Source organism: Microbulbifer epialgicus, assembly GCF_041447265.1.
Lineage (GTDB): Bacteria > Pseudomonadota > Gammaproteobacteria > Pseudomonadales > Cellvibrionaceae > Microbulbifer > Microbulbifer epialgicus.
On record NZ_JBGMEK010000001.1, the window covers coordinates 204,066 to 216,975 of the forward strand.

The 12,910-nt window shown below is 42.4% G+C and carries 19 protein-coding genes; 17 read left to right on the top strand and 2 right to left on the bottom strand.

All coding sequences use genetic code 11. From position 1 onward, the window contains the following. Window positions 1–9: 9 nt before the first annotated feature. The 15 genes from ACCI49_RS01100 (at window position 10) to ACCI49_RS01170 (ending at window position 5,986) form a co-directional block, all read left to right on the top strand. Window positions 10–882, top strand: a complete 873-nt coding sequence (locus ACCI49_RS01100) for a 5'-3' exonuclease (RefSeq protein WP_371837120.1) — start codon at window positions 10–12, stop codon at window positions 880–882. A 378-nt stretch (window positions 883–1,260) separates the two neighbouring features. Then, complete coding sequence (locus ACCI49_RS01105) at window positions 1,261–1,557, top strand: hypothetical protein (protein WP_371837121.1); 297 nt, start codon at window positions 1,261–1,263, stop codon at window positions 1,555–1,557. Between the two features lie 83 nt (window positions 1,558–1,640). Beyond that, on the top strand, window positions 1,641–1,778 hold the full coding sequence (locus ACCI49_RS01110; protein WP_371837122.1) for a hypothetical protein: 138 nt from the start codon (window positions 1,641–1,643) through the stop codon (window positions 1,776–1,778). Window positions 1,779–1,788: 10 nt separating this feature from the next. Beyond that, entirely contained in the window at window positions 1,789–1,935 is a 147-nt protein-coding gene (locus tag ACCI49_RS01115; protein WP_371837123.1) for a hypothetical protein, read from the top strand. A gap of 8 nt (window positions 1,936–1,943) precedes the next feature. Further along, the gene (locus ACCI49_RS01120; protein WP_371837124.1) at window positions 1,944–2,204 is read left to right on the top strand and encodes a hypothetical protein; all 261 of its coding nucleotides are present in this window, start codon (window positions 1,944–1,946) and stop codon (window positions 2,202–2,204) included. 7 nt (window positions 2,205–2,211) lie between these two features. After that, on the top strand, window positions 2,212–2,361 hold the full coding sequence (locus ACCI49_RS01125; RefSeq protein WP_371837125.1) for a hypothetical protein: 150 nt from the start codon (window positions 2,212–2,214) through the stop codon (window positions 2,359–2,361). Window positions 2,362–2,385: 24 nt separating this feature from the next. After that, window positions 2,386–2,520: a hypothetical protein gene (locus ACCI49_RS01130; protein WP_371837126.1), complete on the top strand. Its 135-nt coding sequence runs from the start codon at window positions 2,386–2,388 to the stop codon at window positions 2,518–2,520. Between the two features lie 146 nt (window positions 2,521–2,666). Beyond that, on the top strand, window positions 2,667–3,176 hold the full coding sequence (locus ACCI49_RS01135) for a hypothetical protein (protein WP_371837127.1): 510 nt from the start codon (window positions 2,667–2,669) through the stop codon (window positions 3,174–3,176). A 107-nt stretch (window positions 3,177–3,283) separates the two neighbouring features. After that, window positions 3,284–3,610: a hypothetical protein gene (locus ACCI49_RS01140; protein WP_371837128.1), complete on the top strand. Its 327-nt coding sequence runs from the start codon at window positions 3,284–3,286 to the stop codon at window positions 3,608–3,610. Window positions 3,611–3,618: 8 nt separating this feature from the next. Next, window positions 3,619–3,885, top strand: coding sequence for a hypothetical protein (locus tag ACCI49_RS01145; RefSeq protein ID WP_371837129.1), 267 nt, complete (start codon window positions 3,619–3,621; stop codon window positions 3,883–3,885). A gap of 152 nt (window positions 3,886–4,037) precedes the next feature. Further along, window positions 4,038–4,340: a hypothetical protein gene (locus tag ACCI49_RS01150; protein WP_371837130.1), complete on the top strand. Its 303-nt coding sequence runs from the start codon at window positions 4,038–4,040 to the stop codon at window positions 4,338–4,340. Window positions 4,341–4,361: 21 nt separating this feature from the next. Further along, a complete protein-coding gene (locus tag ACCI49_RS01155; RefSeq protein WP_371837131.1) occupies window positions 4,362–4,595 on the top strand; it encodes a hypothetical protein in 234 nt (77 codons plus the stop codon). A gap of 387 nt (window positions 4,596–4,982) precedes the next feature. Continuing rightward, a complete protein-coding gene (locus ACCI49_RS01160; protein WP_371837132.1) occupies window positions 4,983–5,216 on the top strand; it encodes a hypothetical protein in 234 nt (77 codons plus the stop codon). 23 nt (window positions 5,217–5,239) lie between these two features. After that, the gene (locus ACCI49_RS01165) at window positions 5,240–5,551 is read left to right on the top strand and encodes a hypothetical protein (RefSeq protein ID WP_371837133.1); all 312 of its coding nucleotides are present in this window, start codon (window positions 5,240–5,242) and stop codon (window positions 5,549–5,551) included. A gap of 159 nt (window positions 5,552–5,710) precedes the next feature. Beyond that, window positions 5,711–5,986: a hypothetical protein gene (locus ACCI49_RS01170; RefSeq protein ID WP_371837134.1), complete on the top strand. Its 276-nt coding sequence runs from the start codon at window positions 5,711–5,713 to the stop codon at window positions 5,984–5,986. A gap of 936 nt (window positions 5,987–6,922) precedes the next feature. Here the strand turns inward: ACCI49_RS01170 and ACCI49_RS01175 are convergent. Beyond that, window positions 6,923–8,674 carry a bifunctional metallophosphatase/5'-nucleotidase gene (locus ACCI49_RS01175; RefSeq protein WP_371837135.1) on the bottom strand — a complete coding sequence of 584 codons (1,752 nt, stop codon included), beginning with the start codon at window positions 8,672–8,674 and terminating at the stop codon, window positions 6,923–6,925. A 112-nt stretch (window positions 8,675–8,786) separates the two neighbouring features. Then, window positions 8,787–9,365, bottom strand: a complete 579-nt coding sequence (locus ACCI49_RS01180) for a hypothetical protein (protein WP_371837136.1) — start codon at window positions 9,363–9,365, stop codon at window positions 8,787–8,789. 166 nt (window positions 9,366–9,531) lie between these two features. Between ACCI49_RS01180 and ACCI49_RS01185 the strand changes: the two genes are divergently transcribed. Both ACCI49_RS01185 and ACCI49_RS01190 read left to right on the top strand, forming a co-directional pair. Further along, window positions 9,532–10,194 carry a hypothetical protein gene (locus ACCI49_RS01185; protein ID WP_371837137.1) on the top strand — a complete coding sequence of 221 codons (663 nt, stop codon included), beginning with the start codon at window positions 9,532–9,534 and terminating at the stop codon, window positions 10,192–10,194. A 289-nt stretch (window positions 10,195–10,483) separates the two neighbouring features. Beyond that, on the top strand, window positions 10,484–12,841 hold the full coding sequence (locus tag ACCI49_RS01190; RefSeq protein ID WP_371837138.1) for an SUMF1/EgtB/PvdO family nonheme iron enzyme: 2,358 nt from the start codon (window positions 10,484–10,486) through the stop codon (window positions 12,839–12,841). The last annotated feature ends 69 nt before the right edge of the window (window positions 12,842–12,910 follow it).

Genomic DNA, 12,910 nt, shown 5'->3' on the forward strand with positions numbered 1-12,910 from the left:
GAGACAATAATGGAACCGACTATGCTCCTGATTGATGCCTCCAGCTTTATTCATAGGGCGTTTCATGCAGCTACACCACGCGTTACAACAAAAGGAGAGCACGTCGCTGCTCTCTATATCACAATCAAAATGCTGCGTAACCTAGTTAACCAGCAGAAACCTAAGTGGGTGGCAACGGTATTTGATCACCCAGGAGACAACTTTAGGCATTATCTTTACCCTGGCTATAAAGCTAATCGTCCTCCTAAGCCTACCGAATTAGAATTCCAGATTGAAAAGGTGCGCCTTTTCTCAGGAGCAATGGGACTCAATCCTATAATAGTTTCTGAAGTTGAGGCGGACGATGTTATAGCTACGCTTGCACGTTCTGCATCTGAGAGCGAAATTAGAACACAAGTTGCAACTCGGGATAAGGACCTAGCTGCAGTAGTTAATAGTCACGTATCGCTAATTGATAAAGATGGAAATATTACTGATGTAGCTAAAGTCGAAGAAAAATATGGTGTTTCACCTGAACAGATTTGTGACTTATTAACTCTAACAGGCGACGATTCAGACAACATCCCTGGCATCCAGGGACTGGGAATTAAGAAGGCGGCTAATCTGGTTAATAAGTATGGTTCACTAGATATGATAATCGCCAGCTCAAAAGCAATACCTGGAGTTATCGGCGAACGAATACGTGATAATGCCGAAACGCTCAAAGAAATGCGTCAAATTGTTCGATTGGAAAATTCTTTGTGCATTATGAAAGACCATGAGCAATATGCCCGAAGAGGTCTAAACATCGAAGCCCTCATGCAGTTATTTGAACAGTTCGAGTTTCATGACATGCGTGACAAATTGATGGGCCATATGGGCAATACGTCCACCAGCAATTAACTCTACTTTTTCAATTTATTGCGAAAAAGACTTTAATGATGGCTTGATCGGTGTACCGAAAACCAGGTTGAATGGTTATCCGTGGCGATGTGGATTGATGACCCGGCGCCGGTCGTGCGTAAAGCCTTTGTCTGTTACACCAGTGAGTTGATGTGATTTATCAATTAGGGAGACCATGGGAATATGAATTTTATTGCTAGAATTAAACCTGGATCAGCAAAGTATTTTATTTTTGCGGTAGCACTAGGGAGCACTACTGGGGCTTTGCTTCTCCTAATACAAGCCCCTCCCTTAATACTGTTTTCCATCCCTGCTTCCGTATCCGCTGGCGCGGTTCATGGTCTTAGGGATAGATGGTTGAAACCATAAAGGTGGAATATGCCCGGAGCAATAGATATCACATCTCAGCCACTTGAAGGCGCATTTATCCGGAAAGCGACTGAATGGACTCGCATCACCGATGTTTCGCAGCTTGAAATTGGAGCCGAGTATTACATTACCTGGTACAGCCAGGGATGGGGCAAATACAAAAATACAATTGCAGAATTTATTGGCGATGTGGACGAGGCCGGACTGGTTACCTTTGAGCATAGCGACTTACCCTGGGGTAGTCTTGAAGATCTAAGGGTTTATGTCGCTCCAAAGAACCCTTCCGAGCTGCTGACTTTAACATAAGAGATTATTGGAACGATGAAAGTTTGAAAGGGGATTGTGCTGGAGGCCGTAACCAAGAAGCATGTGATCAAGCTAATTCGATTATGCGAGTCTTGAGAGAGCTTTCTCTGTCCAATCCATCGGGTGAAAGTGGCTTCTTCGACAAGACAAAGTATATGGCGATGTTTCGCGATACTCTCTTGGATGGTTACGCAGATATTGACCGGGAAATAAAACGTTAGAGATTGGAATATGCGTGAAGTAGACATTGAGTCAGAAGAGGGCCAGAAATTAATGGCTCAAATAGCTGGCGTTAGAGGTCGTGAGATTGAAATTGAAAGCGCAATGGCTGAGATCGATGCCGAATTAAAAGATGGTGAAACTAAGGATAAGGATTAGGTGGGAATGTGCCTGTCTTTGATAGGAAAATGATAACTCAGGCAGTTATGTCTGCTTGTGGTTTTGACCAGTCACCAAAAAATCTGGTTATTGATATTGGCAAAGCGTGTCAACTAACTGGGCTAGGGGCTGACCTAATAGAGGCCTCGGCAGATGAAATTATTAAGGCCGTCACTAGCCATGGTAAGTCATTGAACAATGCTTCAGAAGTAGTACGAGCTGTTTATAAACACCGCGATAACGTTCTTTCGATCCAAAACGGAGCTTAATGGGAATATGAAAATTACCATTGAAGATATGATCACCGAAGGTTCTTTAACTCCAAAGCAGGCTTATTTGATGGGGTATAGGTGGGACTCGATTGTAGTCGGTGGCGACGCCCTAGAAGTCAGGAAGAAATGGCTAGAAAGCCAGAAAGAAAGGTAGACTCAAACAAAGGGAGGTTGGAAGGTGTCATCAATAGTTGCGTTAGTTCAGTTTCTTGTAGTTCCCGGGGTTATATTTTTAGGCATGGCAATGATTGGCGTTACATTTCAAGGTCAATCTCAAGCGACTATTGATTTTGCAAGTTTAGGTGGTTACTGAAGAGCACGTATCTATTTCTGAGAGAGCTTCTGATGATGCTGATAAAGAATACGTCAGGTTGCATGGTTTTGCTCGTCCGTTTCCAGCTGTAGCAGCCAAGACCAAAGTGTTTACAGATAGTAAATAGTAGGTATAGGAATATGGGGATGTATGATGATGTTGTAGTGAATGGGCCTACGAGGCTACTCCCAGAAGAATACCAGGGTAGATATCAAACAAAAGATTTAGATTGTGATGGTTCCGAATATCGTGTGGATGAGATTGGTCAGTTTCTCAAAGTAGAGTACTCTCCAGATGGGCAGGAGTTACTTCTCTACAGTATGAATCTAAATCAAGATATTAATTGTTATGATTTTGGGAAATCTATAATTTTGAAAGTTCGGTATGGGAATATTGCGTCCGTTGACGTGGACTCCGATGAATCAGGTTACTGGGATGGTGTAGATCCCGTTTGGCAGGAATTTTTTAGCTATCAAGGGATAGGTGAAAATTCAAATACACAGGATAGCGCTTGGGTTTTCTGGCCACCTGCACTGACAATGTTATTAGTGTCATTGGTCTATAAGCCTCTAACACCTGTTCAGATTGCAGCTGTACTCGTGGTGGCCATTCCGCTTGGGTATCTAATCCGCTGGTATCGAAAAAAAAGGAAGTGATTGGAATACGCTTTCAAGTGGAGATTTAATAGAGATCGTACTTGCAGTTTTATCTAGCCAGATACCAAGAAAATACTGATCTACACCGGAAACTATTTAGGTGGAATATGAAGGATAAGTTATCTTCAATTTATGTTTGGATGATTATTTTAGGGTTGGTAATGGGGTTAGCTGGCCTGATAACTAAACATCCAATTATAGCTGCTATTGGTAACTCTTTATTTATTGCAGGTTTTTTTACGCCGGTCATGTTTACACGATCACTAAATACCCAAGACGCTGTTTTTGTCGGAGTATGGATTGCGATAGTTGTTTATTTTGCATCAAGTGGCTATGTGAGCGCGAAGTACCTTATTCTTGTAGTGCCTTTTTTCATTGTTAGTATTGCGGTATCTAAGTGGTCAAATGCCTCCTTTACTATAGGCCATAATTAGGTGGGAATATGAATAAAGTCATTAATGAACCTCAAGTATTTGATGAGCATGGTGATCTATTCGCTATGATTGCCAAAGGCATAAATAGGGGTTCGTATGAGGATGGAAGTGTACCTAACATAGGACGAGAATATTCATCTCTGGACCAAAGTGAGATTGTTCAAATTTCCAATCTCGCAGATCAGTACGGATTTAAGTCTGTAATATTTAACTTTAACCGAATATTAGCTGAAGATATTTTAATTGGTAAAGTTCATTCAGTTGTTGAAGGTTAAGCTCAGGTACCAATAACTATTTTCCTCATTTAAGAAACAGATGATTGGTTAGGTAGGATTCGTTTGTAGTCGGTGGTGATGCCCTAGCAATCAGGATGTAATAGCTAAAAAATCATAAATAAAGATAGGCTCAAACAAAGAGAGATTGGAATATGAGCCCGGAACAAAATGCACTCAAAGTATTTGAAGAAGAGCTTGGCGAGCTAGCCATTGAATTGCTGAAGTTACAGCAGCATATTTCCAAAGCTATTCGATTTGGGATTGATGAGCAGCGGGACTTACCTATAAGTAATCGTGAAAGAATTGAATCTGAGTGGAATGACTTACTTGGCAGCCTAAAGTATTTAAGGAAGTCAGGCATTGAATTAAAGCCTAATTTAGAGGCTATTGCCAAGAAAGTAGACAAAATCGAGCGTTATACCGAATATAGTAAAGAGCTTGGCACCGTTGTCTAGAAATTGAATAAGGTTGGGAATATGGATAACCTAGAATTGACAAAGACAAACTATAACCTATTTAAGATTTGGGGTGCTTTAAATCTCATTTTAGGTATTGTTGCTCTCTTATCTGCGGTGTATCGAAACAGCGAGTTCGCGGCCATTCTTGGTGCAGTTGGACTAATCGGTGGCGGAATTTTGATTAGCACATCAAAAGGACCATTCATCTCTAAAACAAAAATCAAAATTCCAGTCAATAGCGAAAATAAATAGGATGTTGGAAGATGACTACAAGGGTACTTAAAGTAAGGTTTTCTGACGGAAGGGAGTATTTCTCTAGGTATTCGACAACTTCAGACCTTGCTTTTCCTGACTTATACACAGATAGGAATCTATCTGAAAGAGCACCAATTTCGATATTGCGGACCAGCTGTATGTGGACACGAGTTTAGTGACGCTAGAAAATCCGAGAAATATGTTTTTTCAGATGCTTATTACTGTACTAGCGTTTTGATGGATAGACCCGTACTTAAACGCTCTTGCCAGGTAAGGAAGGATTTGCATGGCTTGCGCGTTTGATAAAGAAGTTAAGGCTCTTATGAATCGATAGAAGGATTGTGTAGGTATTTTTTACTTAAACTTTAAAAGGTAATTTATTTTATGAAAAAAATAATTGCAAATCATAGGTATTTATTTTTACTCTTTGGTCTGATATTTGGCAGTTTTGCTGGGTTGTTAGGTGGTGACTTGATGCCCCCTGTTCCAAAAGGCTACGAGTATATTGAAGCTTATACGCGAAATATATTCTTAGCTATCGGTCTTATAGGTGTTTCTCTTTATTGGGTAGGTTTCTATATCAACCATGGCGTCAACCCTAGGTCAGGTGCTCAGTGAATTCAAAGGGATTAGGTGGGAATATGACGAAGCCATTCATTGCAACAGGAATGATCCAGGCTGCTTTGATAAAAGCTGGTATGCCTCCAAGATCAATAGAACTTCGTGATCCAGATTTAAGGGATGATGATTCTGAGAACCCAGACATTATCCGGTTGGTCGATGACTACTACCTCGCCATTGAAGTAAACCATCCTGAGACACCCATGGAATTTTCGGTGACGCTCAATGAGTCAATGTATAGCGGTGGGGATGTGTTATCAGGGTCCTGGGTGGTTGATGGGATGTTAGCAGAGAGTTTACTGCCTGTAATTGAGGCTGTAAAAAGTTTGTAGGTGGGAGTATGGCTACGCAGGGAATGATATGAAAACAGCAACTTTCGAGAGTATTCCTATAGGGGGTTGACTCTGCGAAAAGCTGGGAGGTACCTGGCATTTGAAAATCAATGCATCCAGTGCTGAATATCTGTCTAAGGGAGTCTAGGGAGATTCGAGGTGGGACTTCAGAATTCAAAAAATTGGTTTTGGGTATTAAATTGTAGCGAGGAAGGCTACAACATTGTCATTGAACGGGTTGTGGCCTGGGTTCAAACTGATAAAGGATGGCAGGGGTTAATTTCGCTCCCGCTAGAAGGTCCGGTCTTGCAGATTCCTCCTTCAGTCGCTGGTGGTACCTACAAGTATCTTGATGATCTTACCCCTCTTGAAATGGCAGCTTTGGAGACAAAAAAAATCGACCCAAATCCTCATGAGTTGATAAAGGAGGCGTGATTGGAGTATGCAAAAGATTAAGACGATTACCGTGTTAATGATGGCTGTAGGTGCGTCCCTTTTTGCTTTTTACATGGCGCAAGAGTCACCAGAATCATAGATGATAAGAAATCACTAATATCCACGTTTAAAAATTGTAACTATGTGGAAACTTGCCAGGTCAGAGGTGAACCAAATATTTTCATCATTGATGACAAAGGCAATCTTCCGAATACAGTAAAGACTGTGGTGCTGTTATTGTTGTCTAGTAAATGAGTATGGGTGGGAAAATGACAAAGAAAGCACCTCCTATAGCTAACCCCTACACACAATTCCTATCGTATGTTCTTGCTCTAGGTGGGATTGGGTGTGCGTGCCTGATCTATGGTGCATATGTTCTAGCCGTTCTATTGCTGATCGCTTTTGCGTTGATGATATATCTGTATTTCAAACGCGGAACATCAGCATTCAGTCTCTTTCCTTTCGGTGATGTGTCAGAAGCAGAGTCAGCTCATATGGTAATGGATAGGGTTAAGTGTGATGAATTTAATACCTATTACAATAAATGTCTGGATCACCACGGCTATGTAACCCGATCTGAATATAAGGCTGCAATAAAATATTTTAATCTAAGGAAATAGGTGGGAATATGGATTTAATCTTGAAAAAAGAATTTTATGAGTTCTGGAGTAGTTGGGGCGTAATAAGTTTCCTTTGTGTCGTTTTAGTTTTGATTACTTTTGTTAAGTGGTTAGCCCGTAAGGTAGCTGATTCAGATAATTCAGGTGAGGACAGTAAGTAGAAGAGAAATCATTGGAAGATGAGTGACCTTAAAAAGCAGATAATGCGTCTACGAAAGTTATTTTACAGCTATGCCGATCTAGACAGTAGTAGTATCGGCATAGCCTCTCTCTAAATTATAAATAGAGTTATGTAAAAACCTAGAATTAATTTTGCTTACTTGATAATTGTAATGCCACTATCTATATTGGTGACGAAACCTCCCGTTTGTCCCTCTACATATTGAACCAGAACATCGGCATCAACATGCCCTGTATCTGTTATGTCTTGAGCCTCGTCAAAACTATATAGATCACCTCCGCCTGCTAAGTAACTAGTAGTTGCCAGATAGTAGCGAGCTGACAGATCTATTTCCTGGAAAACCCCGTTCTCATCTTTTACTAGCACATTCTCTACTTTTGGGCTTTCAGGGTCTGTAAGGTTTATTGTGTAATGGATGTTAGCCACATAAGGGAAAGCAACACTACTAATTAAATATGAGTTGGCAACATTCGTGCTAAGAGTATTTACTAAAGATTCACCTGTCACGCTCATAGAAACCACAGTGGATGAAAAAGGCATCACGGAATATGCAGATCCAACTGTAATCTCACCTACCAAATCGGCTCGCACTCCCCCGGCATTCATCATCGCCACATAAGGTTGTCCTGATGTCTGCTCCATTTTTTCAGCCATCGAAAGTGCAACATGTGGTCCTACCATACTCCCGCCTACTAGCTCACCTGCATCTTCATGCTCATCGCCGGGAAGTCGTACATGATACAGGGGCTCGCTAGCAATACCTACTACAGTCGAAGTAAATGCATCCACTTCTGCCTTCGCTTGTTCCAACATCGCCTGAGAAGTCAAATCTTTCTCAACGATTTCTATATTGTTACTAGATGAAATGAAGCTATAAATATTTTGATATGTATCATCATCAACTAGCTCTGCTGGACTTCCTTGAGCAAAGACATTTCCCACGAGGAATACATTCTGGCCTGAACAAGACTCAACGACCCCACCCCCACTGAATTCGACATCTGTAATCCCAATAGCTTTAGCCTTTTCACCAGAGTGCATAATACATACGGGATCACCTTTCGGGCCTGTCATCATAATCGGGCTAGGACCTTGATCTCCCAGGCCAATGTTTGAATGGTCTCCGAGCACTTCCGGTGAATGACCTCCAATGATTACATCAATACCAGGTACCGATGCAGCCAAAGCAATATCTGATTCAAGACCACTATGTGTAAGGAAGATGATCTTGTTGATACCTGAAGATTTCAGTGCCTTTACTGTTTTTTTCGCGGCTTTTTCCGCAGTTAAAAACTTAGTAGCATCACTTGGGGACGAGATTATTTCAGTATACTCTGTGGTTATACCGACTATGGCAACTGGTTTCCCATCATATAGTTTCACTGTAAATGGAAGGTATTCATCGTGTAGCGGATCACGTTTTTTTGTTTTTATATTTGATGAAAGCAGAGGAAAATTCACTGATTTAGAAAAACTTGCTAATGACTCATTCCCTAAATCAAATTCATGATTTCCTATCACCATTGCATCGAATTCAAAATAGTTCATGAATTCTGCATTAAGTGTTCCCTTAAATAGAGTAAAGAATAAAGTGCCCGCGAACGCATCACCGGCATGCAATAGCATGAAGTCTTTTTCTTCTACGAGAGCCTCATTTCGTAGCTCATCAATTTTTGTTTTGAGACGTGGGTAACCACCAACATATGCATAAGTAGCCACTGGTTTTCCAGTAGCATCCGGAAGCTCAAGCTGCATGGCCTCCTCATCAAAATAACTGTGTGTATCATTAACGTGTGTAATCTTTATCGACATAGGCTCATCGCTTTTACACCCTGTTAGTAAGCCACAGCATGCAAAAGCAGCTAGCAGATATTTTTTAATTGTCATTGTTGTTCCTTGGATTACTGATTTGAACAAAAAAGGCGGCCAAAGCCGCCGCCTATAATGGTCTTAAAGACCAAAAGTAATCACCTTTCAGGTGATAATCTTGAAAAGAAGATCAGGGCGTTTCGAGTTCAGCCTGTTTCTCCATTACTTTGATGGTTCTGTTTTTTTCATCTGACTCATCGAACGCCACATATATAGGGTAACCTTGTACTGCTTCAACAATCACCGACTGAAAATCTGGACCGACGACAGCAAATGGCTTTTCCACGTAATAGTCTACAGTCAAGTTCCACTCAACCTTTTCCCACCCTTCTGAGTTAGCTATTCTTTCAATACTTTTTCTCAGAGAGCCCTTCTTGATTAGAGTGGAAACCTTACCGGCTGCTTTCTTTCCGTCTAATTCTGCAAAGAATAAACTTCGATCCTGCATGAGGACAGCCATTTCTTCGGGGTCAAGAATGAGAGCACCGCTTGGTGCTACATGTTTGATACGTACTACAGCCCCGTTTTTTTCAAGTTCTTCAAGCTGCTCGCTTGTAAGTTCAAGTTCCCCAGATTCGTTGTAGTAGTAAACCGTACCATCGAGGCGAACGGCCTTTCTTTGTATAACATCAAGTGTCGTACATGCACTCATAATCACTGATGCACTCAACATCAATAAGAATTTGCTAATAGATTTCTTTCTGATCATCAACCATTTCCTTCTTTGCAAACGAATTGTCAAAAAGACAGCTTTTTTGTTTGTTTCCGTTATACATTTGGGCAGACTCAAATTCACGAATAATTAGCACTTTTTTCGAAATTGGCCCCCTACGCGCCATTTTTCGGCACGTTGGCACATACTGATGAGAAACATCATGGAAACCATACGTTCAATCAACCAAGCAACAGTAGCCTGTATATTCTGGATTTTGATATCGAACATAGCCATTGCAAATGATGGGGCAAGTGAGAACCAACACTGGAATTTCTATTTACAATCGATTGACCCTTATTCCAAGGATAGTGATGACTCGAGTAAAAGCACTGAGCACAGCCCTTCAAGCAAGCAGGATATGAAACACCCCTTAACAAGATCCTATTCACAAACGAATGACATGACTGCTCAAGAAATATCTGAGTACAATCAAAAACACCAACAATCTCTCAGAGAACTGCATAGGCAAGAACAAAAGAATCTATTTGAGTCTGTTAGTAGATCTATAAACTCCACCAAGCAGATAACGGATCAAGATGCTTATTTAGTTGCTCCAAGCAAGCCATCTAAAAGCAGCTACTCCGCTAGACAGACAAGTTTTAATTGGGGTGGTAAAGAATCTGGTTATTTATACATCGATTACGAGTTTACTTTTGAATCAACCAATACAGAAAATGCACAAAAGATGACTCACGCCATCTCAGAGATGGCCAAAGCTGGCTGGGAGGTTGATTTGAATCGTTCTTTTCAACGAATTAAAGGTAATGGAACGGATGCCAAGGCCTTCACAACCACTCAAATGAGATTTAGAAAGCAAAAGTAATTGTCAGCTTATGGTAAGGAAGCATTAACTGCCTGGCGCCCTGTCCTATTATTTCCACACACTGAAGATTCCAAATAGTTAATTAGCGTTGATTCTGATGCTTGTTTTGACGTCGATTCCGTGCATTACCTGGGCGCGTGCTAACATTCTTTGGATTACTTTAAAGGTAAACTCTCCCTAATAAGCCTTGGGCTATTTGTTTTTCTGAGTATTCGTCGTTTCCTACACAGGACCCAACCTACCTCCATAGCCTGGCTTATACATCAAATAAATCATGTCGAGGCAAGGCATGCCAGAAGCGCTACGTGACTCCCAGGCTTCCACACATAAGAATTCACTTCCCAAGGGTTATCGCCTGCAGGAATATGAAATATACCACGACCTGGGTAGTGGCGGATTTGGTATTACCTACTTAGCTTTTGATCACAACCTAGATAAAGAAGTAGCGATTAAAGAGTTTTTGCCCACTGAAATAGCTTATCGAGATACAAGCAACATAGTTTGCCCCAACTGTAAAGAGCAAGTTGATGAATTCTGCTGGGGAATAGAGCGCTTCATGGAGGAAGCAAAAGTTCTTGCTCGGTTCAAGCACTCAAACATCGTTCAGATATATCGTTTCTTCAAGGCCAATGGCACAGCTTATATTGTAATGGAGTATGTTGAAGGATTTACTCTTGCCGAACTGCTAAAGAGAAAAGGGGCTCTTTCAGAGTATGAGTTAAGCGCAATTCTCTTCCCGATAATCAATGGTTTAAAGCTGGTTCATCAGGCAGACTTCCTTCATCGAGATATAAAACCTTCAAACATCATAATCACTAGGGATGGACATCCCGTTCTTATTGACTTTGGCGCCGCTCGCTTCGCCGTAGGATCTAAAAGCCAAACTGTCGCGGCCATCATCACTCCAGGTTATGCGCCTATCGAGCAGTACTCTGCCAAGGCCAAATTGGGCCCTTGGGTCGATATTTATGCGTTAGGCGCTGTTTGTTATCGTGCTATTACAAATGCACCCCCAGAGGTGGCTACAGACAGAGTCTCAGAAGATCCTATGGACGGCTGGTGGAAAAATATTGAGGGTTATAGTCGTTCATTCCTAAGGTCAATAGATGCTGCGCTGGCTCTAGATCCGCTTAAACGGCCTAGGCATCTCACTGAATGGAACAAGCTACTTACTACTGTTGATCTCCCAACCAACGACAAGACACCCCCAGCCCTGATTGAGCCAAGGCCTGTACGCGGTCGACTCTACAACAAGCCTACGGTAAAAGTATTTACGCTTACATTAGCTGCACTATTAGTCGTCTGTGCTGCTATAGCGGTACCCAAATATCAGGGACTTCTTGAACGATGGGCAGCTGGGAGGTCGATTAGTGCCGATCATGTTTACTCAATTAACTCCAGGGAGCGTATCTCCATACTACAGCAGCGGATCGAGGAAAAGCTAAACTCTATTACAGAACAAGCCCAGAGCTCTACAAACGATGACATGCAAAGGAAGGCTGAAAAAGTCTACGTCTTTGAGTTAACTCAAGCTCATATAGGTGGATCATCGATAGTTCAGGCTCTTAAAGTAGAGTTGTCTGAAGCGGATAATCTCCGAGACCGACAACAGTGGGCACAGGCAAACATCGAATATGAAGGGATCCGCCAGCGCTATGAGGAGCTCCTTAGGCAGATCGAGGTTGCTGAGAAATTATACGGCGCAAAGCAAGTCGCAAAACAAAAGAAGCAGGAGTGGCAGTCCCTTAGCTCTGATTTCAATCTGGGACACTCCCCGGGAGCTACAGAGGCTAACGACCATATGCGCCACGCGGTCATCGAAACAGATATAGGCCTTCTTGAAGAGGCCCTGTCAAGCTGGAAAGCAGCGGCGCTCTCTTGGCAAGCTGAGATAGAACAGATACAGGAGAACCTGCACCGAAGGGACAAGCAGCCTAAAAGGATTGAATCTCTCCTCGCAGGAAACTACCTAATATCAATTCCTCCTGGTGTATTTCGAATGGGTAGCCCTCATGGCAGCAATGACGAAAGACCAATCAGAGTGGTACGAATCGCTCAAGGATTCAAGATGCTTGCCACCGAGGTGACTTGGGATCAATACATGCTGTGCGTAAACGATTCTGCGTGCCGCTTCCCGGCAGACGAAGGCTGGGGCAAGGGAAGTCGTCCGGTCATCAATGTTAGCTGGACAGACGCGAACGAATACATCAATTGGCTAAACCATAAGTCAGGCTTGAAGTTCCGCCTGCCTAGTGAAGCTGAATGGGAGTACGCTGCGCGTGCCGGATCTACAGGCATCTATAGCTGGGGAAATGAGCTTGGGCAGAATCAAGCTAATTGTAATGGGTGTGGCAGTGATTGGGACAATACTACAACGGCCCCAGTTGCTAGTTTCCCGGCCAATGCCTTCGGGCTTCATGATATGCCAGGCAATGTTTGGGAGTGGGTTGGTGACTGTTGGTATGACGACTACCGAGAGGCCCCCAGCGACGGACGTGTGCGTGAGAAGGATAATTGCAAGTACCGGGTGCTTAGAGGGGGCTCTTGGGCCACCAACCCATTGAATATGCGCACCGCTTACCGAAATAACAATTCTCCCTCAGCTCGCAATAATAATAGTGGCTTCCGTATCGTCCACGATCTGTAGAAGCAACTGGTAGGTAGGTGGAGCGACTTCACACTCTTCTAAAGAAAACTAGGAACTAGAGAGTCTGTA

What these genes read in the sequence shown, in the direction of transcription:
- ACCI49_RS01100 (WP_371837120.1), top strand. Translation starts at nt 10, where the DNA reads ATGGAACCGACTATGCTCCTGATTGATGCCTCCAGCTTTATTCATAGG.
- ACCI49_RS01105 (WP_371837121.1), top strand. Translation starts at nt 1,261, where the DNA reads ATGCCCGGAGCAATAGATATCACATCTCAGCCACTTGAAGGCGCATTT.
- ACCI49_RS01110 (WP_371837122.1), top strand. Translation starts at nt 1,641, where the DNA reads ATGCGAGTCTTGAGAGAGCTTTCTCTGTCCAATCCATCGGGTGAAAGT.
- ACCI49_RS01115 (WP_371837123.1), top strand. Translation starts at nt 1,789, where the DNA reads ATGCGTGAAGTAGACATTGAGTCAGAAGAGGGCCAGAAATTAATGGCT.
- ACCI49_RS01125 (WP_371837125.1), top strand. Translation starts at nt 2,212, where the DNA reads ATGAAAATTACCATTGAAGATATGATCACCGAAGGTTCTTTAACTCCA.
- ACCI49_RS01135 (WP_371837127.1), top strand. Translation starts at nt 2,667, where the DNA reads ATGTATGATGATGTTGTAGTGAATGGGCCTACGAGGCTACTCCCAGAA.
- ACCI49_RS01140 (WP_371837128.1), top strand. Translation starts at nt 3,284, where the DNA reads ATGAAGGATAAGTTATCTTCAATTTATGTTTGGATGATTATTTTAGGG.
- ACCI49_RS01145 (WP_371837129.1), top strand. Translation starts at nt 3,619, where the DNA reads ATGAATAAAGTCATTAATGAACCTCAAGTATTTGATGAGCATGGTGAT.
- ACCI49_RS01150 (WP_371837130.1), top strand. Translation starts at nt 4,038, where the DNA reads ATGAGCCCGGAACAAAATGCACTCAAAGTATTTGAAGAAGAGCTTGGC.
- ACCI49_RS01155 (WP_371837131.1), top strand. Translation starts at nt 4,362, where the DNA reads ATGGATAACCTAGAATTGACAAAGACAAACTATAACCTATTTAAGATT.
- ACCI49_RS01160 (WP_371837132.1), top strand. Translation starts at nt 4,983, where the DNA reads ATGAAAAAAATAATTGCAAATCATAGGTATTTATTTTTACTCTTTGGT.
- ACCI49_RS01165 (WP_371837133.1), top strand. Translation starts at nt 5,240, where the DNA reads ATGACGAAGCCATTCATTGCAACAGGAATGATCCAGGCTGCTTTGATA.
- ACCI49_RS01175 (WP_371837135.1), bottom strand. Translation starts at nt 8,674, where the DNA reads ATGACAATTAAAAAATATCTGCTAGCTGCTTTTGCATGCTGTGGCTTA.
- ACCI49_RS01180 (WP_371837136.1), bottom strand. Translation starts at nt 9,365, where the DNA reads ATGATCAGAAAGAAATCTATTAGCAAATTCTTATTGATGTTGAGTGCA.
- ACCI49_RS01185 (WP_371837137.1), top strand. Translation starts at nt 9,532, where the DNA reads ATGGAAACCATACGTTCAATCAACCAAGCAACAGTAGCCTGTATATTC.
- ACCI49_RS01190 (WP_371837138.1), top strand. Translation starts at nt 10,484, where the DNA reads ATGCCAGAAGCGCTACGTGACTCCCAGGCTTCCACACATAAGAATTCA.